This window comes from Chryseobacterium paridis, assembly GCF_016595215.1.
Lineage (GTDB): Bacteria > Bacteroidota > Bacteroidia > Flavobacteriales > Weeksellaceae > Chryseobacterium > Chryseobacterium paridis.
The window spans coordinates 700,025-720,331 of record NZ_JAENHK010000001.1 but is presented as its reverse complement, the minus strand read 5'-3'; the positions used below and the strand labels follow the sequence as shown (position 1 = coordinate 720,331).

Annotated in this window: 24 protein-coding genes; 6 read left to right on the top strand and 18 right to left on the bottom strand. The window is 34.2% G+C overall.

Annotation, left to right across the window (positions count from 1 at the left end; all coding sequences use genetic code 11):
- Position 1 precedes the first annotated feature (1 nt).
- From JHL15_RS03350 to JHL15_RS03300, 11 genes are all read right to left on the bottom strand, one after another.
- Positions 2 to 946, bottom strand: coding sequence for an ADP-ribosylglycohydrolase family protein (locus tag JHL15_RS03350; protein WP_200242781.1), 945 nt, complete (start codon positions 944 to 946; stop codon positions 2 to 4).
- Positions 946 to 1,632, bottom strand: coding sequence for an SIR2 family NAD-dependent protein deacylase (locus JHL15_RS03345; protein WP_200242780.1), 687 nt, complete (start codon positions 1,630 to 1,632; stop codon positions 946 to 948). Before JHL15_RS03345 ends, JHL15_RS03350 begins: the two co-directional genes overlap by 1 nt.
- A complete protein-coding gene (locus JHL15_RS03340; RefSeq protein WP_200242778.1) occupies positions 1,629 to 2,150 on the bottom strand; it encodes an O-acetyl-ADP-ribose deacetylase in 522 nt (173 codons plus the stop codon). Before JHL15_RS03340 ends, JHL15_RS03345 begins: the two co-directional genes overlap by 4 nt.
- Positions 2,147 to 2,962: a TIGR02452 family protein gene (locus JHL15_RS03335; protein ID WP_200242777.1), complete on the bottom strand. Its 816-nt coding sequence runs from the start codon at positions 2,960 to 2,962 to the stop codon at positions 2,147 to 2,149. Before JHL15_RS03335 ends, JHL15_RS03340 begins: the two co-directional genes overlap by 4 nt.
- On the bottom strand, positions 2,962 to 3,381 hold the full coding sequence (locus JHL15_RS03330) for an ADP-ribosylation/crystallin J1 (RefSeq protein WP_200242776.1): 420 nt from the start codon (positions 3,379 to 3,381) through the stop codon (positions 2,962 to 2,964). Before JHL15_RS03330 ends, JHL15_RS03335 begins: the two co-directional genes overlap by 1 nt.
- Before the next feature lie 23 nt (positions 3,382 to 3,404).
- Positions 3,405 to 3,872: a macro domain-containing protein gene (locus tag JHL15_RS03325; protein WP_200242774.1), complete on the bottom strand. Its 468-nt coding sequence runs from the start codon at positions 3,870 to 3,872 to the stop codon at positions 3,405 to 3,407.
- A gap of 6 nt (positions 3,873 to 3,878) precedes the next feature.
- The gene (locus tag JHL15_RS03320; protein ID WP_200242768.1) at positions 3,879 to 4,787 is read right to left on the bottom strand and encodes an NAD(+)/NADH kinase; all 909 of its coding nucleotides are present in this window, start codon (positions 4,785 to 4,787) and stop codon (positions 3,879 to 3,881) included.
- 107 nt (positions 4,788 to 4,894) lie between these two features.
- Complete coding sequence (locus tag JHL15_RS03315; RefSeq protein ID WP_234047672.1) at positions 4,895 to 5,869, bottom strand: SPFH domain-containing protein; 975 nt, start codon at positions 5,867 to 5,869, stop codon at positions 4,895 to 4,897.
- Positions 5,870 to 5,982: 113 nt separating this feature from the next.
- Positions 5,983 to 6,534, bottom strand: a complete 552-nt coding sequence (locus JHL15_RS03310; protein ID WP_200242765.1) for a prolyl hydroxylase family protein — start codon at positions 6,532 to 6,534, stop codon at positions 5,983 to 5,985.
- Between the two features lie 26 nt (positions 6,535 to 6,560).
- Positions 6,561 to 7,103 carry an NADAR family protein gene (locus JHL15_RS03305; RefSeq protein WP_200242763.1) on the bottom strand — a complete coding sequence of 181 codons (543 nt, stop codon included), beginning with the start codon at positions 7,101 to 7,103 and terminating at the stop codon, positions 6,561 to 6,563.
- 360 nt (positions 7,104 to 7,463) lie between these two features.
- Positions 7,464 to 8,141: an NUDIX hydrolase gene (locus tag JHL15_RS03300; RefSeq protein WP_200242761.1), complete on the bottom strand. Its 678-nt coding sequence runs from the start codon at positions 8,139 to 8,141 to the stop codon at positions 7,464 to 7,466.
- A gap of 134 nt (positions 8,142 to 8,275) precedes the next feature.
- Between JHL15_RS03300 and JHL15_RS03295 the strand changes: the two genes are divergently transcribed.
- The gene (locus JHL15_RS03295) at positions 8,276 to 8,908 is read left to right on the top strand and encodes a DUF1579 domain-containing protein (RefSeq protein ID WP_200242759.1); all 633 of its coding nucleotides are present in this window, start codon (positions 8,276 to 8,278) and stop codon (positions 8,906 to 8,908) included.
- A gap of 34 nt (positions 8,909 to 8,942) precedes the next feature.
- On the opposite strand, the gene JHL15_RS03290 is transcribed toward JHL15_RS03295, so the two are convergent.
- Together JHL15_RS03290 and JHL15_RS03285 are read right to left on the bottom strand one after the other, a co-directional pair.
- Entirely contained in the window at positions 8,943 to 10,091 is a 1,149-nt protein-coding gene (locus JHL15_RS03290; protein WP_200242757.1) for an NHL repeat-containing protein, read from the bottom strand.
- A 9-nt stretch (positions 10,092 to 10,100) separates the two neighbouring features.
- Positions 10,101 to 10,553 carry a T9SS type A sorting domain-containing protein gene (locus tag JHL15_RS03285; protein ID WP_200242755.1) on the bottom strand — a complete coding sequence of 151 codons (453 nt, stop codon included), beginning with the start codon at positions 10,551 to 10,553 and terminating at the stop codon, positions 10,101 to 10,103.
- 201 nt (positions 10,554 to 10,754) lie between these two features.
- Here JHL15_RS03285 and JHL15_RS03280 point away from each other — a divergent pair, with 201 nt between their 5' ends.
- Positions 10,755 to 10,970: a hypothetical protein gene (locus JHL15_RS03280; protein WP_200242752.1), complete on the top strand. Its 216-nt coding sequence runs from the start codon at positions 10,755 to 10,757 to the stop codon at positions 10,968 to 10,970.
- A 37-nt stretch (positions 10,971 to 11,007) separates the two neighbouring features.
- Here JHL15_RS03280 and lepA read toward each other — a convergent pair whose 3' ends face one another.
- The 5 genes from lepA to JHL15_RS03255 form a co-directional block, all read right to left on the bottom strand.
- Positions 11,008 to 12,804: a translation elongation factor 4 gene (lepA, locus tag JHL15_RS03275; RefSeq protein ID WP_200242749.1), complete on the bottom strand. Its 1,797-nt coding sequence runs from the start codon at positions 12,802 to 12,804 to the stop codon at positions 11,008 to 11,010.
- 105 nt (positions 12,805 to 12,909) lie between these two features.
- Entirely contained in the window at positions 12,910 to 13,938 is a 1,029-nt protein-coding gene (locus tag JHL15_RS03270) for a hypothetical protein (protein ID WP_200242737.1), read from the bottom strand.
- A gap of 99 nt (positions 13,939 to 14,037) precedes the next feature.
- A complete protein-coding gene (locus JHL15_RS03265) occupies positions 14,038 to 14,556 on the bottom strand; it encodes a hypothetical protein (protein ID WP_200242735.1) in 519 nt (172 codons plus the stop codon).
- An 8-nt stretch (positions 14,557 to 14,564) separates the two neighbouring features.
- The gene (locus JHL15_RS03260) at positions 14,565 to 15,116 is read right to left on the bottom strand and encodes a hypothetical protein (protein WP_234047671.1); all 552 of its coding nucleotides are present in this window, start codon (positions 15,114 to 15,116) and stop codon (positions 14,565 to 14,567) included.
- Positions 15,113 to 15,670 carry an RNA polymerase sigma factor gene (locus JHL15_RS03255; RefSeq protein WP_200242733.1) on the bottom strand — a complete coding sequence of 186 codons (558 nt, stop codon included), beginning with the start codon at positions 15,668 to 15,670 and terminating at the stop codon, positions 15,113 to 15,115. Before JHL15_RS03255 ends, JHL15_RS03260 begins: the two co-directional genes overlap by 4 nt.
- A gap of 95 nt (positions 15,671 to 15,765) precedes the next feature.
- Here JHL15_RS03255 and JHL15_RS03250 point away from each other — a divergent pair, with 95 nt between their 5' ends.
- The 4 genes from JHL15_RS03250 to porW all read left to right on the top strand — a co-directional run bounded on the left by JHL15_RS03250 (position 15,766) and on the right by porW (position 20,298).
- Positions 15,766 to 16,515, top strand: a complete 750-nt coding sequence (locus JHL15_RS03250; protein WP_200242732.1) for a Rossmann-like and DUF2520 domain-containing protein — start codon at positions 15,766 to 15,768, stop codon at positions 16,513 to 16,515.
- Entirely contained in the window at positions 16,505 to 17,023 is a 519-nt protein-coding gene (locus tag JHL15_RS03245) for a KdsC family phosphatase (RefSeq protein ID WP_200242729.1), read from the top strand. The genes JHL15_RS03250 and JHL15_RS03245 overlap by 11 nt, the downstream gene beginning before the upstream one ends.
- Positions 17,024 to 17,032: 9 nt before the next feature.
- Entirely contained in the window at positions 17,033 to 17,587 is a 555-nt protein-coding gene (locus JHL15_RS03240; protein WP_200242727.1) for a Maf family protein, read from the top strand.
- 86 nt (positions 17,588 to 17,673) lie between these two features.
- A complete protein-coding gene (porW, locus tag JHL15_RS03235) occupies positions 17,674 to 20,298 on the top strand; it encodes a type IX secretion system periplasmic lipoprotein PorW/SprE (RefSeq protein WP_234047670.1) in 2,625 nt (874 codons plus the stop codon).
- The last annotated feature ends 9 nt before the right edge of the window (positions 20,299 to 20,307 follow it).

The window sequence follows — 20,307 nt, the reverse complement described above, 5'->3', positions numbered from 1 at the left end:
ATTATTTTTTACAATATTTTATCTCCAACTTCTGACAAACTTTATCTATATCCTCTTTTCTTACCAATTCTAAAACCCATTCTTCAGGAATGCTTTCAAAACCATAATAAATTCCAGCGATTCCGCCTGTTATAGCTCCTGTAGTATCAGTATCGTCACCAAGGTTAACTGCTTTCAACACAGCCTCAGAATAACTTTCTGAATTCATGAAACACCATAAAGAAGCTTCAAGACTGTGTAGAACATATCCTGTACTCTTAATTTCATCTTCAGCATACTTCGAAATATCATTTTTTAAAATCCTTTCAAATAAGTCCATTTCATTTTGAGAGCAAATCGGATTGTTATTCAAGAACTCCTTTATCGTAACCTGCATATTTTGATATGCTTCTACTTTGTTTTTTCTATTCAATATTTCCAGTAAAAACTCTAAGTAAATGAAACATGAAATTATTGAGCGAATATGAGCGTGAGTGAGAGAAGAAACTTCTTTTACTAAGTCAAACCTTTTTTCTACAGGAAAATCTTTTATATAAAACAATAAAGGTAGAATTCTCATTAAAGAACCATTTCCATTATCTTTTTCACTACTTCCTCCGCATAGTTGAGGAGTATACCCTTTACCTATTTTATGAATCGCCTGCCTTGTTGCAATCCCTACATCGAAAACTTTTCCATGTGGAGTCCAATGCCCATATTGATACCACTTGACAAAACTCTTTCCAATTTTCTCTAAATTATATCCTTTCACAAGCTCTTCCGCAAGGCAAAGCGTTAACGAACTATCATCACTCCAAGTCCCAGCAGGCTGATGATGTGTCCCAAATGCTTTCATTCCTGTAACTGGTGAATGTTGCAATTGTTCTCTACTCTTAAATTCCACAGGAACACCTAATGCATCTCCAATACAAACCCCAAAAATTCCAGATTTCACTACATTTTTCATTACGCCATATTTACCAGCTTATCATACAATAATTTCATTCCTCTTGTTGCACTCTCTTTCATCACAACTGCTCTTTTCCCATATCCGAATTCTGTTTCATTGGGATTGATCACAATCAAAAGACAATCATCTTTAATTTCATGAATCAAACCTGCTGCTGGATATACCTGCAAAGAGGTTCCGATAACGATTAAAATATCTGCTTCTTTTACCTTTTCTCTTGCTACATTATACAAAGGAACATCTTCTCCAAACCAAACAATAAATGGCCTTAATTGCGCTCCATCTTCGGCTTTATCTCCCTCATTAATATCATCTTTTTGTTCATAGATCAGATCCTTATTATTACACGAGCACGATTTAAACAGTTCTCCATGAATATGAAGGATATTGGTAGATCCGGCTCTTTCATGAAGGTCATCTATGTTTTGAGTAATGATCTGCACATCAAAATACTGCTCTAAATCTGCCAACAATTGATGGGCCTCATTAGGTTGTACTTCATGAAGCTGGCGACGTCTCTGATTGTAAAACTCCAAAACCAATGCTCTATCTCTCCTCCATCCTTCAGGACTTGCCACGTCGGTTACATTATGATTTTCCCAGAGACCATCTCCGTCCCTGAAGGTTTTTATTCCACTTTCGGCACTGATTCCTGCACCGCTTAATATGGTTAGTTTTTTCATTGTTTATCTTTTAATAGTTCATTATAAATTGCCTCATTTTCTTCATCAAAACAAACGAAAATAATTTTTTCAATCTTTTTTGTTTGAAAATTTTGAACTTCATTAATGGCAATTTTTGCTGCTAATTCCTTTGGGAAATGATAAATTCCTGTGCTAATATTTGGAAAAGCTATTTTTTTAATGTCCAGACCTTCCGCAAGCTTTAAAGAATTCTTATAACAATTGGCCAAAAGCTTTGATCCTTTCTCTTCATCGCCGTTCCAGACAGGACCGACGGTATGAATAACATAAGTTGCGGGAAGGTTTCCTGCGGAAGTGACAATCGCTTCACCTGTCTTACATTTACCTTGTCTATTTCTTATCTGAATACATTCATCTAAAATCTGCTTTCCTCCAGCCCGATGAATAGCACCATCTACTCCACCGCCACCAAGCAGAGAAGAGTTAGCAGCATTCACAATAGCATCAGCTTGAATTTTTGTGATGTCTCCTTTTATTAATTCAATAAGTGCTTTCATCTAATTTCTTCAAACAGTTTCATTAATCCTTCATTTTTAGTAAGAACCGCAAAAACCACCCTTTTAAATTTATTTTTATATTTTCCTTCTAAATGTTTTCTGAATAATTGAGCAATGTCCTCAGGATTATTTCTAAAAACCCCACAGCCCCATGCACCTAAAATTAGAGTTTCATTTCTTTTCATTAAAGCTAAAGCAAACATTTTATCCATTCTTACATCCATTGCGTCTATAATTTCATCTGCTCTTTCTGGCTCCTGTCTTTTTACGACTCCAGCATTTACTGCTGCCGAGGTAATAAAATTACACAAAACTGGCTTTTTCAATAATTCTCCTTTGTCTTTTCTAAAAACCGGAACACTTGGGCTATAAATCATACTGTCTGTATAAAAACATGACTTCATTCCACGATGTGTTTTATAAAAATTTTCCGCTTCAAGCTGGCTGGCATATAGAGCAGAAGTTCTTGCCAGACTTTCTTCCTGAGCTTCCGCCCCACTTATAAATCCACCTCCTGGATTTTTAGCAGAGGCAAAATTGAGGCACATCAACCTTTCCTGATTTTCTTCATTTGATAATTGTAAAATCGCTTTCAATGAGCTGCAATTCCAAGCTTCAATCTGTGTTTCAAAAATATCTTTTCCTTTTATTGTTTCTGATAGTCTTGATAATTCATCTGAACTTAATAAAACAGTTTCTTTTTTACAAATTTCAATCTCTTTACTTAGTTCTATTTTTTCTTTTTCCGTATTTATATAATATTTCTTAGCTAAAATTTCCAATGTGTCTTTAGCCATTCCTTTATTTGTCATTATTTCTTCTTTTTTAATTCTGATATCAGGTTTGTTATTTCCTTATATTCAGATTGAAGGTAATCTGCTCCAACAAATACTTTTGTTGCTTTAATTCCCCCAACAATAGCCTGATTAAATTCATTTAATTTTTCTGCTGGCACCCACAACTCATTATGATTTTTTGCACCTACATTTTCAGTTGGATATTTATCAACCTCACTTTCGAGAACTTCAAATTCTGTTACAAATCCAAGATAATTACCGGCTTGATCTCTGGTATTCCACTTTTCAGCAATTTCTGAAGCATAATCCTCGTTCAGTACTGGATAGAAAATAGGCTGCCATTCCAATCTCGATGGAAATTTTTTATTGCCACTTGAAATGATTAACATCATTTCTTTTTCTCCTACGGGCCTGTAAAGTGTTATTGTTTTCATTTTTTAATTAATTAGTTTGATCCTTATTCAAAATCGTAGACATATACTTCAAAACCATTCTTCACCAATGTTTTTTGAATAATCAGTTCAATTTCCTCCCATTTCGCTCCTGCTAACCCACAACCAATTCTCGGCATGTGAATACTTGCATTTAATTTCGAGGCTTCGATACTTAACTTTTCCAGACATTCTTCTACAGCTTTATATCGTATTGGAGGTATTCCTTGAGAATGGGTATTAATTTTATGCTGTCCTATCATATTGGCAATCCATATTTCTGGTTCAACATTAACCAATTGGATTTCTCCAAGATCAAAATTCATCCCTGACTTAAACCAATTCCTGTATTCTTTTTCAGGAGCCTTCCACTTTTTAGAAATAGCCAATACAAAGCCTTTCCCCCAACCTCCCATATCATTACAAATATGTGCAATAATTCTATTTCCTTCCACTTGGGGATCAGTTGCATCTCCCTTTAAATATTGAATCATCTTTGTTTAATTAATTACCAAAACCGCCTCTTCATCAGACAGTTTAATTTCTGCTGTTGCTCCACTATTGAACTGCAAAAAATCCTGTTCAATTCCATCACTAAATATAAAACCATTATTTGGCATTAATGATTCTATGACGAGCTTATTTCCTCTTTTTATACAGCCACTGCAAATCTCAGTCTGTGTTGCTTTACTTTTGAAAGGCTCCCTCACCGCAAAGTATAGATCATCTTCATTGAGCTCCGGATATTCTAATTCTTTTGATCCTAAAATACCATAAGCCATGTTGAAAATTGAACTCAGCCATCCGGTACTTCCTGTCTTTGTAGAAACAATAATTCCACTGGAAGAATGCATCTCTTCTTTTCCGTTCACAGCCAGTTTATACCTCGCTGAACTATGGGAAGATACCCCAATGAAAAGATCATTAACAGCTAAGAGCCTTTGTCCGTCATTCAATACTGCTTCAGCAAACTTCATTCTCTTTGAACTAAAACTTTCGTTTATTACGGAATACACTCCATTTAGAAAGTTTTTTTTGTTAAAAGGAAGCAGGATTCCATCGTATCTTTCCTGATCTGGATTGATTGCTACAATAGGAATATTTTTAGAATATTTTGCCACGTTTGCTACCAATCCATCCTGCCCCACTACCACAATCAAATTCTTTTCGGAGAAAATAAAGGAGGGAACAAACTCTCTTTCCACCACTTTGTTTTTAATCACCTTAGAAAGCTTCGTCTGAACATCAAGAAATGATTGATAGAATTTCTCATGTTCAATAACATATTCCTGAAAATCTCCTCCCGAACTTTCAATATAAAACTGAGCCTGAGCTTTGGTATTGAATCTTTCAATCAAAGACTCCAATCTTGTTTTATTCTTGATGATGATGGCGTATTCTGGTTTCATGGCTTTTCTTTAATTGTAAAATGTACAATGTATAATGTATTAATGATTACATTGGTTGGATTTCTAGCTATGTGCTTCTTGCTTTTCTTCCACTACTAAGTAGTGTTTTAATGCTCCTTTAACAGATTTTCCAATAGATCCGGGCTGATGTTTAAGTTTCCGATTTTCCCTGCGTTTTCGGCAAGCTCTCTGAAAGCAAGGGCAATATTTGATCTTGCATCCTGATTTCCACTCAAAGCACTGAGAACCCTCCAATCCATTTCTTTATAGGGTCTCAATGAAGTCTCCAATACATAGCCCTGGGTTTCCGCCTCTTTTCTATCGTTTTCTGTCTTTTGTTCGATCAGTTGCTTTCTTTGATTTTCAACGGAAATATCAGCAGAGATTTTCATCTCTCTTAAGATTTTATTATTTTCTTCCTGCTGAATTTCCGTTTCCATTCTTTTTTCTTCGATCTGTTTTTGTTTTTCCTCAACTGCTATTTCGGTATTCAATTCAGATTCTTTGATCTTTCTCTCTTGTTCTACAGCAAAGTTTCTTCTTTCATAAATCGCTTCATCTGCCTGCTGTTGTAATTTCTCTCTGGTTTCTGTTTCCAGCGCTCTAGCCATCTCAGGGGTAGTTTGAACTGCCAGAATACTGGCTCCTAAAATTTCAATCCCCATCGTCTGAATCGTCTCTGAGACCTTAAGTCCTTCTAAAATGTGATCTTCAATATTTTTAGCTGAACGGATGGCGTCTTTTAAACTCATTTCATGGATAAATGATGACGTAGAAGTCTGAGCAAGATTAATAATCCGCTGGTTAAGCTTCTCAATATCATTTTTCTTATATACACCTGATTCATTAACTGTAAAATCCAATGTATCAGATAAAGCTTTTGGATCAATAATTTTATAACTGATCTGTCCCTGAATTTTTACGGTTTGATAATCAATCGTATTTTCATTAAAAATAAATGGCAGATCATTACTTCCCATCGGAATTGCTACGATAGAACTGTTTGGAGCAAAGTAGAAGAATGATAAGCCCCTTCCTTCTCTTACGGTTTTTCCATTTTTAAAATGAAGAACGTAAGTCATTGAATCGAATTTGATGTGTCTGAAACCAAACATAGCTTTACGTTTTAAAAATTAATATTTGTGTTGTTTTTACGCTAATTGAAATAGGCATGAGTTTGCCTGTTTTTTACAAACTATTTTTCATTGATATACATAACATCTGTTCGAAGTACGTACTTTTCTCCGCTGATTAATGCTTTGCCTTCATGCCTTAAAGGATGATAGAAAACCAATGCAGTTCCTTTTTTGGGAGTAATTGTAAACAAATTTTCAAATTCCGTTTCCCCGCCTTCAAAACCGTCATTTAAATACATTAAAAAAGTGTACAAGCTCTTTTCATTCTCGTTTCGGATATAACTTCCATCCCTGTGCATTTTAAACCTTTGTCCGGAAGAATATTTATAAACCCGAAACATCTCATTAAAATCCAGAATCTTTCTATCCTCATGATCTTGAGGAAGAAATTCTACAGCTCTTTTAAATAAATGATCAGCCAGCTCTTTATCAAAGATCATCAAACGATCATTATTTCGAATTCCCTTATTCATAAGCTGTTGTCCATTCATGCTTATTTTTGCTTCCTCAAAAGATTTCTTCTCTGCCATTCTGATGTAATCTTCGCATTCCTGATCTGTAAGAAAATTTTCTATCAGAAAGATCTGTGGGTGTAATTCGATCTTTTCCATGATTTCTATTTTGTGATTGTAACTTATTATTTTCTCAATTCATCTCTAACTTCCATTAAAGCAAAGCCTAAAAGGTTTTCTCCTCTCCATTGATTTGGATTCTTTGCTTTAGGGTCTGACTCCAGCATTCCAATTCCCCAGATCGTATCATAAGGACTTGCTTCAACAATAACCTTTTGATCTGTTGATAAAAGAAACTCTCTGAGGTCAGCATTCTGTGAAAATTTTAAAAGATTTCCTCTTTTTACAATTTCATATTTCCTCTCATCCCAAATCTGATGATCAAAGTTCTTTATTTTTCTTCCTAAGCTCTTTGCTTCTTTAGGGTCGTTTATTTCTATGATCAGAGTCCGGATTTCATTATCATTAAACAATCTTGCTTTTTCTGCCATCATATAATGCTCTGCGGTTCTATACAATACCCCATTTTCTTCAAACTGAGCCGGAAACCATTGACTAAAACAAGACTTAGTGATCTTGTCTTTAGTACTATGTCCCCAAAAAAACAAAAAGTCAAGTTGTTCTTCAGTTTGAAATCTTTCGATGGTATTTTGCAAATTGTATTTCATGATTGCGTTATTATTACACAAATGTAAGAGAATAAAATATTCCGTTCCAAATTTATTTGTGTTAAATTTACACTAATTAATTTAAGTGGTTGATTATCAATAAATTTATTTTATATTAAAAACACAAATGACACAAATGTTTTTCACAAATGGCACAAGGCATAGGTCTGTATTTATTTTTTGGCTAAAGCCAAATGGATGGTTGATTCATAAAAAAACGGGCTAAAGCCCGTTTCTATTGATATAAGCTTCTATTTATCGATATAATGTTTGTTTGCAAATATTAGTTTCCTATTTCATCTGCCTATAATATTAGCGTCTATTTGTGAAAAAATATTTGTGCTATTTGTGTTTCAACTCCTATTTGATTTCAAAATAAAATCCTTGTTCTTCAAGCTCTTTATATTTCTCCTGATTGAAGGTAAATAATTTCCCTGGCCTGCCACTTCCTTCTTTTTTAAGATTATTGGTTTCATTAAGAAGACCATAGCTCATGATTTTCTTTCGAAAGTTTCTACGGTCGATCTCTTGTCCTACAATGGTTTTATATAAGTTTTCAAGATCTGAAAAAGGAAATTCCTCACTAAGAAGATTAAAGCCAATCGGCTGATACTGAATTTTTGTACGAAGTCTTTTCAAGGCAATATCTAAAATACTTTTATGATCAAAAGCCAGATTTGGTAATTGATTCACACTGAACCATTGTGCATCTTCTGCATCTGAATCTGCAAACAATTCATGATAAGAAGGGTTCACCAACCCCAAATAAGCAATAGAAACTACTCTATTTCTTGGATCCCTACCCACATTACCAAAAGTATAGAGTTGTTCTAAAAAATCAGGCTTTATGCCAGCTTCTTCATACAGTTCTCTTTTTACAGCATCATCCAGATTTTCATCATCCAAAACCAACCCTCCCGGTAAAGCCCAACCTCCTTTAAAAGGATCAATTTTCCTTTTTATTAAAAGAACCTGAAGATCTTTTTTATCAAAGTATCCAAATATAACAGCGTCTACCGCTACTTTAATATCCTGCATAATATAGTTTGCGTTATGAATACACAAAGCTACAATTTTGAATTAAAAATCAGGACATTAAAAAAATAAAAAGTGACAAAATAAAATTCCTTACCTTTAAGATAAGATTATAACCAACTTAAAACTAAATATTTATGAAAAATTTATTGTTCATTTTCTTCACTGCTTTTTTATTAACTGCATGTGAAAAAGGAAAGCCCACTATGGGTAAAGAATCGACCGGAACTGATTCTACAGCATGGAAACCTGTAGATTCTGCTGCTGCGGCAAAAGCATGGATGGAATATATGACTCCTGGAGAAATGCATAAAATGTTAGCTAAATCTGACGGAGTTTGGACCGGTGAAAACACAATGTGGATGGAAGAAGGAGGAAAACCAATGAAAAGTACTTCTGAATGTACCAATAAAATGATCTTTGGCGGACGCTATCAGGAAAGTACACACAAAGGTAATTTCTGGGGTATGCCTTTTGAAGGAAGAAGCATCGTAGGATATGATAATGCAACTAAAAAATTTGTAAGCACATGGATGGATAATATGGGAACAGGAATCATGTATACCACCGGAGAATGGAATGCTTCAAAAAAATCAATCGAATTTAAAGGTAAAATGCCTGATCTTACCAGACCTGGAAAAGAATGTGATGTAAGAGAGGTCTTTACTTTTGTAGATGACAATACTCAGATTATGGAAATGTACGGCCCTGGTTCTAAAACAGGAAAAGAAATGAAAACGATGGAAATAAAATTCACCCGTAAGAAATAAAAAAAACCGCTTCTTTTTGAAGCGGTTTTTTATTTTAGTTTGTTTCTGAAGAACTTGTTGCCGGAACACTGAAATTATTGTTCAGATAATTAACATTATAGACCTGGCCAGTCCATGTTCCTGTTTTCGAATTGAAAACATAGACTTTCCTGTCGTACTTATCGGTAAAGATAAAATTACCATTTGAACCAGTTACATCAGGAATAATCATATTGTTATTGTAATAGTTAATGTTGAATACCTGAGAAGCCCAGGTCATTGTCTTGGCATTGAATACCGAAACCCTATGGTCATATTTATCAACGAAAGCAACATTACTTCCTGAAGTTACAGCCACAGGTGTACTGCCATTACTGTTATAATTACCATTAAAGACCTGCGATGACCAGTTTCCACTTACATAGTTGAAAACATACATTTTATGATCGTATTTATCAGCAAACATCAGATTTCCATTGGACAAAGGAACTAAAGCCGGAGTCGAAAAATTGCTATTTAAATAATTAATGTGATAGATCTGCGATACCCATGCTCCGGTTCTGGCATTAAAGACATATACCTTTCTGTCGTATTTGTCGATAAACATAAAGTTTCCGTTGGTAGAAGTTACATCAGGAACTGCATAATTATTATTCGCGTAATTAACGTTATAGATCTGTGATACCCATGTCCCCGTATTAGAATTGAATGCATATACCTTGCGGTCATATTTATCAGTAAATACATAATTGACACTTTTATTTTCGATAAGATCCGCTCCCAAAGAAGAATCTGAAGAAGAAAGGTCCATCTTTTTAGCAACATAAGCATAAGGTACGCTCATAAGCTGATTGACTCCAACATTCGTATAATTACTTCCTCCTGCTGCATCCATTTCTACTTTAACAAACTTAGAATTAGCCGTCCAGTTGATTCCTGAAAAGACACCGGAAACAGGAGTTCCCTGCCCAATATTGAGATTGATAAGACCTTTTGAATTCGTCGTTTTTGAATGGGTCTCCGTATAAAGATTTGTTCCCGTTGCAGAATTATCCAGAATACTGATCTTTAAAGATATAGGTCCATTAACAACCGGGTTTCCTGAAGAGTTAAAGGCAACCGCCTGGTAAGCAAACCCATTTGGAACCTGAGCGAATAAAGCGGTTGTAAAAATTGCCGCAAGAAGTGAGTATATTTTTTTCATGGTATAGTTTTATTTTTTAATGATTTTAACTGGTTTTAATTCAGAGTTATTGAATTTTAATAAGTAAACTCCCTGGATCAGAAAAGATAAATCCAGTCTGTTATTAATGATTTTCTGCTGAGAAACGAGTTTCCCGGATACATCATAAATAGAAACCTCTTCAAGTTTTGTGCGCGAAGAAACGGTAAAATTAATATAGTCTGAAGTTGGGTTTGGATAGATACTTACTGCCTTTTCAGTAACAATTTCATTTACCCCTAAAACAGTCAAAACAGTTTGATAAAGAACTCCCATTGTGCCGGAATTCTGATCATTGGGATTGGTAGGAATTACATAGATCTCTCCTACGGTATGCATGAGGTTATCATTAGAAACTCCTCCAGAGTTCACACCACCAATAAGACTTTGGGAACAAACGGAAACAGAAACTAAAAAACCTCCTAACAAGTAGATTTTTTTCATTTAAAATAAATTTTTCACAAATATAATACAAAGACAGTCAGTTTAGCTAGTAAAAGACATTAAGTTAACAACAGTAAAAAACACACCTCATTTTCAGTGAATTAACTGATCTTATCCATTATTTTATTATAGAAATTTGGTATAACAAAAGGATCAGGCCGAAAACCTTAAAGAGTAGGCAAAAAACTAACTAACAATATCATGAATGCAAAAAACTTATTAAGAGTACTTATCGTAATTATCGTCATTATAGGCGGAGTAATTATTATTGTAATAGGTAAGAAACCATTTCCTGAACCGGAATGTATCGTATGCGGAACTAAACTGATTACTATGCTTGGAATCGTTGAAGTGATTCTCGGTTTAGGAGCATTAGTGGTTCAGAGAAATCTGTTTGATAAACAGAGAAATCTTTAAAAATAAAAAGACCGATATGGTATCGGTCTTTTTTATATTAGTCGTTTAGTTTTAAAACTGCCATAAACGCAGATTGCGGTACTTCTACCCTACCAATCTGTTTCATTTTCTTTTTACCTTCTTTCTGCTTCTCCAAAAGTTTACGTTTTCTGGAAATATCCCCTCCATAACATTTCGCGGTAACATCTTTTCTTAGAGCTTTAATTGTTTCTCTTGCAATTACCTTTGCTCCTAAAGCAGCTTGCACTGCAATGTCAAACTGTTGTCTAGGAATCAGTTCACGTAATTTCTCACACATCTTTTTACCAATGTGGTACGCATTACTGTCATGAATTAATGAAGAAAGTGCATCCACCATATCTCCATTGATCAGAATATCCATTTTCACCAATTTAGAAGAACGCATTCCGATCGGTGTATAGTCAAACGAAGCATATCCTTTCGATATCGATTTAAGACGGTCATAGAAATCAAATACAACTTCTGCTAACGGCATATTGAATGTTAATTCAACTCTATCAGCTGTTAAATAACTTTGGTTAACAATTTCACCTCTCTTTTCAATACAAAGGGTCATTACCGGACCAACAAAATCAGATTTTGTAATAATAGAAGCCTTAATAAATGGCTCTTCTACTCTATCAAGGATTGATGGATCCATCATTTCTGATGGGTTATTAATTAAAATCGGAGTCTCAGGGTCTTTTTTAGAGTATCCATGATAAGAAACGTTAGGTACCGTAGTAATAACGTTCATATTGAATTCTCTATCCAAACGTTCCTGCACAATCTCCATGTGAAGCATTCCCAGGAATCCGCAACGGAAACCAAATCCAAGAGCCGCTGAACTTTCCGGTTCGAAAACCAAAGAAGCATCATTCAATCTTAGCTTTTCTAGTGAGAATCTTAATTCTTCAAAATCTTCAGAATCAATTGGATAAATACCCGCAAAAACCATTGGTTTTACTTCCTCAAATCCGTCGATTGCTTCAGCAGCCGGATTTTCAAATGATGTAATCGTATCTCCTACTTTTACTTCTCTTGCATCCTTGATCCCTGAAATAATATATCCTACATCTCCACATTCAATCTTCTTCTTAGGAACCTGCTTCAGTTTTAAAGTACCAACTTCGTCAGCACCATATTCCTTCCCTGTTGCAAAAAACTTAATCTTTTCATTTTTGGAAATACTTCCATTCACTACTTTAAAATAAGCTTCAATTCCTCTAAAAGGATTATAAACAGAATCAAAGATCAAAGCCTGTAATGGCGCCGCAGGATCTCCGACCGGGGCTGGAATTCTGTTAACAATCTGCTCAAGCAAATCATGAACTCCTTCACCTGTTTTTCCTGATACTCTCAATACATCCTCTGGTTTACATCCTAAAAGACCAACAATTTCGTCGGTTACTTCTTCCGGATTAGCCGAAGGAAGATCTATTTTATTAAGAATCGGAATGATTTCCAAATCATTCTCCAATGCTAAGTAAAGATTACTGATAGTCTGTGCCTGAATACTTTGAGCAGCATCTACAATAAGAAGCGCTCCTTCACAGGCAGCAATTGATCTTGAAACTTCGTAGGAAAAATCCACGTGTCCCGGGGTATCGATCAGGTTTAAAATATATTTTTCCCCTTGGTATTCATAATCCATCTGGATCGCGTGAGACTTAATCGTAATCCCACGTTCTTTCTCCAAATCCATATCATCCAATGTCTGAGACTGTAATTCTCTTTGGGTAACTGTATTGGTGTATTCCAATAAACGATCCGCCAAAGTACTTTTACCGTGGTCAATATGAGCGATTATGCAAAAATTTCGTATGTTTTTCATTTAAGAACCTTGTAATTTGCAAAGATAAAAAAAAGCAAGACAATTCCCTCTCTTAATTTTAATTATCGATTTTAGAGCGTTTGTCTTTATTTTTCTTTATTAATATTATTTAGTTTTATCAAAATTTTCAGGTAAAATATATTCTCCTGTAAGCTTATCAATTCCTACTCGATAATACAGAGCATTTTGTTTGCGGATTTTTGAGGCAGCAACGTCTACTATTGCAGCTATTAAGCCTCCAATAGCACCAGCTGCTCCTGCTCCTACGATAACCGGTGTATTGTTATACTGCGGAAAGATTTCTTCCTGAGATGCCATTATAAAAATTCCTTCACTGTCTTTTTCAATTTCAATGATACTTATAGGCGTTTTTTTATAAGCAATTCCGTTATCGATGATTGCAAAAACATCTTTACTTAGATTATCATAACCATCGACTCTTTTCACACCTTTAATCACGCCATCTTTATTCTTCTTTACTGTAAATTCTTTATCCGGCTTTTGTTCTGCAAATGATTTATAATCCTTATAGACTCCATCTGTAAAAGACTGGGAGCTATAAACCGGTAACTGTTCTGATATTACTTTTTCGTAGTTTCCAAGATCGGTCTCAGAAATAGGAACATTCAAGCCAGTTTCAGTATATGAATCCTTTACAATATTGGATAATTCTGATGATATTTTGGCTGCTATGACTCTCGTAATATAAGCATGATCTTTTTGTGGGTAGTCCTTTGAAATACTACTTTTCTTTAAAAAATAGTATTGATCATTTCTTTTTAAAAAGGTAGATATCCGCATTTCCAGATGTCCCGTAACTGATCTTTGGGCAGGTATATCTTTAACCTTTAACTCTTCCAGCATAAGGAAATATTGAGTCTTCCCTCTTTCTTTATTATCCTCTAGAAACCAATCTGAAAATAATTTTTCCAGATCCTCTTTTTCAAATTTTACCTCAAAAGGCTCTTTTCTATGAGAAATTATTCCTATGGTTTTATCTTCTCTTTTATCAAGCAAAGTAAGAGATTGGGCACCATGCTTTTTATCTTTTATACTACCCCTAAGTTCTATAAATTGATTTTTCTGAGCAAGTAATGATCCCGAGAATAAAAGGAATAATAATATTTTTTTCATGTTCTTCAAATTTTTCACAAAAATATAAGATTAGTTTAAAATCAAACGACTCTTACAAAATGATTCGTAAGAGTCGTCCAACATTAAAAAAATAAACTATTATGGGTTTTGTTTAGGTGTTGCCATACTGTCTTTATTATCGTGATCGTGAGGTTTTCTATCATTCATTTTATCTCTCATCTTCCACTCCGATTGAAATAATTTCAATACTTTCTGGCAAGGAATCACCTGCTGCATTTTTTCAGCATATTTTTTTCTATTATCTAATAACTTTTGTCCAAGTTCAAAACTTTGCTGTAGCTTGACCTTCGCTTCTTCATCCGTCATCTTGTCCGGATCAAAATCAGGATTAAACTGGCTCTTTATTTGTTTTTGATTGTCTATATACTCATTATATATAGCGGTAAAAGCAGCTTTATCTTTAGCATCTACATTCAGGTTGTCCAACATCATATTATCTCTGAATTTCTTCAAAAGCTCTTTTCTTTCTTCCGGAGAAAGGTTATTTATTATTTCTTTTCTTTGTTTAGGATCCATTTTCTTCCAGTCATAGTCCGTCCTTTGAGCATGTAAAGAAAAACCGTAAATAATAAAAAGGGTAAATAATATCTTTTTCATCTTTCTTATTAATTATATAAATCTAAATAAACGTCCTCAGTTGAATTCTTAGCTAATTCTGCAATTTCTGAATTAGAAAATGAATCCAAATAGTCGTTCATTTTAGCATCTGTTTGTTTTGAAGCAATCTTCCCTGTTTGAGATTTTACCCCATCTTCTGCTTCATTATCCTCAGAATACTCTGTATTTTCAATTTTCTTATTTTCTTCAATTTGATCTGTGTTGTCCACTGAATTTAAATCAGATTTCAAAGTCTCATAGGCAATCTGGCTTTCACTTTTTGGAGTTGGATCATTCTGAGCATAGTTCACTTCTGAAATACCCGTTTCTTTTATTGTTTTCTGATCTGAATTAAAAACAAAGGTAACTCCAAAGATGATCGCTAATGACGCAGCAACTGCATACACCCAATTTAATTTAAATACAGGTGCTTTCTTGTTTGCTTTTACGTCATTCATTACTCTTTCCTGGATTGTATTAAACATATCATCGGGAACTTTGTAAATGTTTTTACGTTCTAATTTTTCTATATCGAACTCTTTCATCTTAATGTCTGTCAAAAATTATTTTCGTAATTTTCTTTAATATATTCTTCTATCTTTTGTTTGGCATAATGATAATTTGTCTTTAAAGTACCTACGGACATATCTACAATTTTTGATATTTCTTCGTAAGGCAAATCATCATAATACCGCATCATAAATACGAGTTTCTGCTTTTCAGGCAGACTTTGTATAGCGTTCTGTAATAAAATTTGTATTTCATCAGAATCTTTTTCTGCATTATCAGCTATAAGATTCTGCATATGATATTCAGCATCTTCATCAGTTTTTTGCATTTTCTTCATTTTATTAATTTGCTGTAATGCTTCGTTGGTAGCAATTCTGTACAACCAGGTGTACAATTGACTATCATTTTTGAACTGGTGAAAATTCTGATATGCTTTTATAAAAGTATCCTGCAAAATATCCTGAGCAAGATCTCCATCTACAATAATTCTTCTAATATGCCAATACAATCTACTTTGATAAGCATCCATCAAGGCACGAACTCCTTTATCTTGAGTTCGTGGGTTTTGCATCAGCGTAATAATTTCCGCGTCCTTAATCTTCATTAATGCTTTCACTGTTTTGGATTACAAAAATATCTAAAAGTTAAATACTTTGTTCAATTTTCAGTCCAAAACTCATAAAATATTATCTTTGTTATATGCAAATTGTAATTATAGGTTCCGGAAATGTGGCTTACCACCTGGCAAAATCCTTTGTCCTGAATAACATTCCATTAGCTCAAATTTTTGGAAGAAATGAACAGGATTTGGAAAAGATAGGTAAAGAGTTACATATTCATTATTCAATTGAAAAACTGGAAGACGCCGATTTATATATTATTTGTGTCAGTGACAATTCATTAGAAGATGTTTCTAAAATCATTACTAAAAAAGATTGTCTTGTTGCACATACATCCGGATCACTTCCTAAAGAACTTCTGACCGGAGAATACAGAAAAGCCAGCTTTTATCCGCTGCAAACTTTTTCAAAATCTAAAGATCTGGAATACAAGAAAATTCCATTTTTTATAGAAACAGAAAATGAAAAGGATAAGGAACTTCTTTTTGAATTGGCCTCTAAAATTTCTGATAATGTAATGGAAAGCAGCCATGAAAAAAGAAAGTATATTCATCTTACAGCAGTGTTTGCCTGTAATTTTGTCAATCATCTTTTTTCCAGGGCTAAAGAAATTTCAGATTCTCAGGAAATTCCGTTCGATTATTTTTTACCTATAATTGATGAAACAATACAGAAAGTTCATGAAATTGAACCAAAGCTTGCCCAAACCGGGCCTGCAGTAAGAAATGATGTAAGGGTTCTAGAACTCCATGAACAGCTATTAAAAGACGAAAGTCTTGAAATATATAAAACAATGAATCACTCTATTAAAAAAATGTATGAGTTATAAAGAGAAATTAAAGGATATCAAAGCATTCGTATTTGATGTGGATGGTGTCTTTACAGACGGAAGTGTATATCTGATGCCAGGTGGAAATATGAGTAGAGTTATGAATGTTTTAGACGGCTATGCGGTAGTTAAAGCATTAAAAAACAACTATTTAATAGGAGTCATAACAGGTGGAAATGATGAGATGGTAAAACATAGAATTCATTATCTTGGTATAGAAGATTATTATGCTAAATCTCATGATAAGATGGCTGATTTTGAAGATTTCAAAAAGAAATACAATCTTAAAAATGAAGAGATCCTGACAATGGGAGATGATCTTCCGGATCTTCACATTATGGAAAATTCTGCAATAGCTGCCTGTCCTGAAAATGCGGTTCCTGAGATCAAAGGAATTGCGGATTATATTTCAACAAAACAGGGTGGAAGTGGAGCAGTACGTGATGTCATTGAACAGGTAATGAAAGTACAGGGAAACTGGCATGATGATAACACACAATCTGTTTAATAAGTGGATATGAAGTTACTTTTAGCATCGCAATCTCCGAGAAGAAAAGAACTATTATCCAGTCTTGGGTTTGATTTTGAAGTCGTAAAAATAGATTGTGAGGAAATTCTGCCTGAAGACATCAGTATAGAAAATGCAGCAGCTTATCTCTCTAAATTAAAAGCAGATACATTTCGTCCCCTTGAGGAAGGAGAGGTCTTACTAACAGCGGATACAGTAGTTGCAATCGAAAATCAGGTACTTGGAAAACCCAAAGATGAAGCAGATGCAAGAAATATGTTGAAATTGCTTTCAGGAAAGACACATCAGGTTTATACAGGAATTACTATACAAACTTCTGATAAAGTCTTTACAGAAACGGATGTAGCAGATGTAGAACTGGATGAGATTTCTAATGAAGAAATCGATTTTTATATAAAAAATTATAAGCCTTTCGATAAAGCCGGAAGCTATGGTATCCAGGAATGGCTGGGAATGGCAAAAATCAAAAAACTATCCGGTAGCTTTTACACCATTATGGGGCTTCCTACTCATTTAGTTTACAAAATTTTGAAAGAAATATAAATTTTTTCAAAATAAAATTTTATTATTTTTACAAAATCACCAAATCGCTGATAATAAAAAGTAGATTAGCGAGTTATATTGAAATAATGAAAAAGAATATTTTATTCCTTTTAACAGCATGTATTGTTGTTTCCTGTGCTACCAAAGTAAAGAAGCCGGAACAACGATCAAAGTTTTTAAAGGGTTTTTCCACATATTATAACACTCTTTTTAATGCAAAAGATGCATTAGATAGTGAATTTACGAGTAGAGATAAGGGTCATAAAGATAATTTTTATGCTCCCTATATCCCTATACTTACTTATGAAAACCAACCGTTAGGAAGTGATTTGGGACAGTCTTCAGCTTTTGCAGAGAACACCATGAAAATGGCTGAAGTTAATAAGTCCCCATCCGGTAGATCAGCCAATGCAAGTGGGCCTCCAGGTAAACCTGGATTACAGGAAATCCCTGGTATAGTAAAGGATAAAGTAAATTCTGCAATAAATGGTATAACAGGTAATGACCCTGGCCAACCTGAAGTAAAAGGAGCTACCACATTACAAATTGCTGAAGCAAAAGCATTAAAAGCAATCAACAAATATTCTGTAATAAGAAACGGAGAGGAGAAAAATAAACAGATTTTTGATGCCTATATGATCCTTGTTCAATCAAGGATTTACCAAAATAAATCATTGGAGGCTCTTGATGCACTGAATTATGTTTTTACCCATATGAAAGAGGATAAAAGGCTTCCTTTAGCTAAAATTTATCAGGGAGAAGCATATGCTCAGATTAAAGATTACCACAAGGCTCAGGAAATTTTTTCTAAAATAAAAGGGGAGGGGGTCAATAAAAATTATGATAAATTATTAAGTATCTACAATTCTGAAGCGCTTCTGGATGCAGGTAAAAAAGAAGAAGCGGTAAAGGAACTTGACCGTGCTTATGAGCTTAATAGCAACAGAAAACTAAAAAGTAGAATTGCTTTCTTAAGAGGCCAGGTTTTAGAAGGTTTAGGACAGAATGAAAAGGCAAGAGAAAGTTTTTTTGCAGCTTATAAATATGCGAATGATTTCGAATTTGAAGTTAAATCTCAAATAGAAATCGCCAAAACATTTAATGGAAACGGGGATTATAAAGGCGCCAAGGATTACTTGGAAAAGATCAGCAATAAGGGAACCTATATGTCCAGAAAAAATGAATTTTATTATGCTTTAGGCTTAATCGCGAATAAAGCAGGTAAAAAGGATGAGGGTCAGCAATTCTTTAGAAAATCTTTAACCGAAAAGGTCTCAGATCCACAGGTTCGTGGTTTGGCTTATTATGAAATAGGGAAGCACTACCTGGATAAGAATGACTATATAGGTGCAGGAAGCTATTACGATTCAGCCCTTGCTGTGATGACTTATGAACCTTCCAAAGTTCTCTTACAAAGTCAATCTGAGAATATTAAAAAGATCTCAAAGAATTATTATCTGATCAAGAAAAATGACAGTATCCTTTCTTTAGCAAAAATGACTGATGCTCAAAAAAATGAGTTTTTCGCCAAGCATATTGCAAAATTAAAAGCAAAAGAGGAAAAAGAAGAACTGGAAAGAAGACGAGCTGAAAGAAGTAAGGGTTTTGATACAGGAGATTATAATTCCAATTCGATTTTTGCCAATAGTTCTACTTCTTTTGAAGATTTTGGAACAGCCCCAAAAGGGTTCTATTTTAGTAATACGGGAACTGTAAGCAAAGGAACATCTTCGTTTAAACAGGTTTGGGGAGACAGAGCATTGAGTGATAACTGGCGTTATTCAAAAAAGATGGCTTCTATTGATGATATGAAGAATGAGGCGCTGGGAGTAACATCTGCACCTGATCCAAGACGTTTTGAGCCAGCCTTTTATATTGAGCAGATTCCAACAGATGCTGGTAAGCTGGGCCAATTGAAAAAAGATAGAGATACCGCTTCTCTAGGCTTAGGAATTATGTATCAGAATTATTTTACCAATACACCGTTAGCCACTAAAACACTATACGATCTGGTAGAGGTAAAACCTGAAGAAAAAGTTATGCTACAGGCATTGTATGAAATTTTTGCCATGAATTATGAGAAAACACCTCAGGCAGGAGAGAAGGCAAAACAAATCCTACTGACAGATTATCCTTATACTTCGTATGCAGAATTCGCAAGAAATCCTAAAAATAACACGTTTGTAAAGTCTTCGGACGAAGTACAGAATGAATATAAAAAAGCATATGCATTATTTGAATCGGAGAAATTTGGTGAAAGTAAAGATATCATAGATCAGGCGATTCAAAAATATCCTAAGGATGCATTAGTACCAAAGCTCTATTTACTGAATGCTTTTAATACTGGAAAATCCAGTGGAAAAGAAGTAATGATTCTGCAACTGGAACAGATTGCTTTAAATTATGCCAAAACACCAGAAGGTATTAAAGCTAAAGAAATGCTGAATTATCTCAAGAGCGATCTTGCATTTCAGTCAACAGATAATAAAGGGAATGTAATACCTCAGAATCAAAATAATGCTCCTACACAACCTGGCTTACAAATGAACAATAGTGTTCCTGTAACTCCTGATACTAATAATATTCAGAATGTTCAGAATATTCAGGATCAAAATGCTCAGCCTCCGGTAAACAAGAAACCTAAAAAGACTGGCAGTAATAATCCGGGTCAAGCACCGAATCCTAATTCACAACCAGCAAGACCAAAATAAAAAAGAAAA

Excerpts from the sequence above, each read along its gene's own strand:
- JHL15_RS03240 (WP_200242727.1), top strand. The coding sequence starts at position 17,033 with ATGAAGTTACTTTTAGCATCGCAATCTCCGAGAAGAAAAGAACTATTA.
- JHL15_RS03305 (WP_200242763.1), bottom strand. The coding sequence starts at position 7,103 with ATGAAATACAATTTGCAAAATACCATCGAAAGATTTCAAACTGAAGAA.
- JHL15_RS03300 (WP_200242761.1), bottom strand. The coding sequence starts at position 8,141 with ATGCAGGATATTAAAGTAGCGGTAGACGCTGTTATATTTGGATACTTT.
- JHL15_RS03295 (WP_200242759.1), top strand. The coding sequence starts at position 8,276 with ATGAAAAATTTATTGTTCATTTTCTTCACTGCTTTTTTATTAACTGCA.
- JHL15_RS03280 (WP_200242752.1), top strand. The coding sequence starts at position 10,755 with ATGAATGCAAAAAACTTATTAAGAGTACTTATCGTAATTATCGTCATT.
- JHL15_RS03340 (WP_200242778.1), bottom strand. The coding sequence starts at position 2,150 with ATGAAAGCACTTATTGAATTAATAAAAGGAGACATCACAAAAATTCAA.
- porW (WP_234047670.1), top strand. The coding sequence starts at position 17,674 with ATGAAAAAGAATATTTTATTCCTTTTAACAGCATGTATTGTTGTTTCC.
- JHL15_RS03265 (WP_200242735.1), bottom strand. The coding sequence starts at position 14,556 with ATGAAAAAGATATTATTTACCCTTTTTATTATTTACGGTTTTTCTTTA.
- JHL15_RS03335 (WP_200242777.1), bottom strand. The coding sequence starts at position 2,962 with ATGACAAATAAAGGAATGGCTAAAGACACATTGGAAATTTTAGCTAAG.
- JHL15_RS03250 (WP_200242732.1), top strand. The coding sequence starts at position 15,766 with ATGCAAATTGTAATTATAGGTTCCGGAAATGTGGCTTACCACCTGGCA.
- lepA (WP_200242749.1), bottom strand. The coding sequence starts at position 12,804 with ATGAAAAACATACGAAATTTTTGCATAATCGCTCATATTGACCACGGT.
- JHL15_RS03320 (WP_200242768.1), bottom strand. The coding sequence starts at position 4,787 with ATGAAACCAGAATACGCCATCATCATCAAGAATAAAACAAGATTGGAG.
- JHL15_RS03285 (WP_200242755.1), bottom strand. The coding sequence starts at position 10,553 with ATGAAAAAAATCTACTTGTTAGGAGGTTTTTTAGTTTCTGTTTCCGTT.
- JHL15_RS03270 (WP_200242737.1), bottom strand. The coding sequence starts at position 13,938 with ATGAAAAAAATATTATTATTCCTTTTATTCTCGGGATCATTACTTGCT.
- JHL15_RS03255 (WP_200242733.1), bottom strand. The coding sequence starts at position 15,670 with ATGAAGATTAAGGACGCGGAAATTATTACGCTGATGCAAAACCCACGA.
- JHL15_RS03315 (WP_234047672.1), bottom strand. The coding sequence starts at position 5,869 with ATGACTTACGTTCTTCATTTTAAAAATGGAAAAACCGTAAGAGAAGGA.
- JHL15_RS03245 (WP_200242729.1), top strand. The coding sequence starts at position 16,505 with ATGAGTTATAAAGAGAAATTAAAGGATATCAAAGCATTCGTATTTGAT.
- JHL15_RS03325 (WP_200242774.1), bottom strand. The coding sequence starts at position 3,872 with ATGATTCAATATTTAAAGGGAGATGCAACTGATCCCCAAGTGGAAGGA.
- JHL15_RS03350 (WP_200242781.1), bottom strand. The coding sequence starts at position 946 with ATGAAAAATGTAGTGAAATCTGGAATTTTTGGGGTTTGTATTGGAGAT.
- JHL15_RS03330 (WP_200242776.1), bottom strand. The coding sequence starts at position 3,381 with ATGAAAACAATAACACTTTACAGGCCCGTAGGAGAAAAAGAAATGATG.
- JHL15_RS03310 (WP_200242765.1), bottom strand. The coding sequence starts at position 6,534 with ATGGAAAAGATCGAATTACACCCACAGATCTTTCTGATAGAAAATTTT.
- JHL15_RS03345 (WP_200242780.1), bottom strand. The coding sequence starts at position 1,632 with ATGAAAAAACTAACCATATTAAGCGGTGCAGGAATCAGTGCCGAAAGT.
- JHL15_RS03290 (WP_200242757.1), bottom strand. The coding sequence starts at position 10,091 with ATGAAAAAAATATACTCACTTCTTGCGGCAATTTTTACAACCGCTTTA.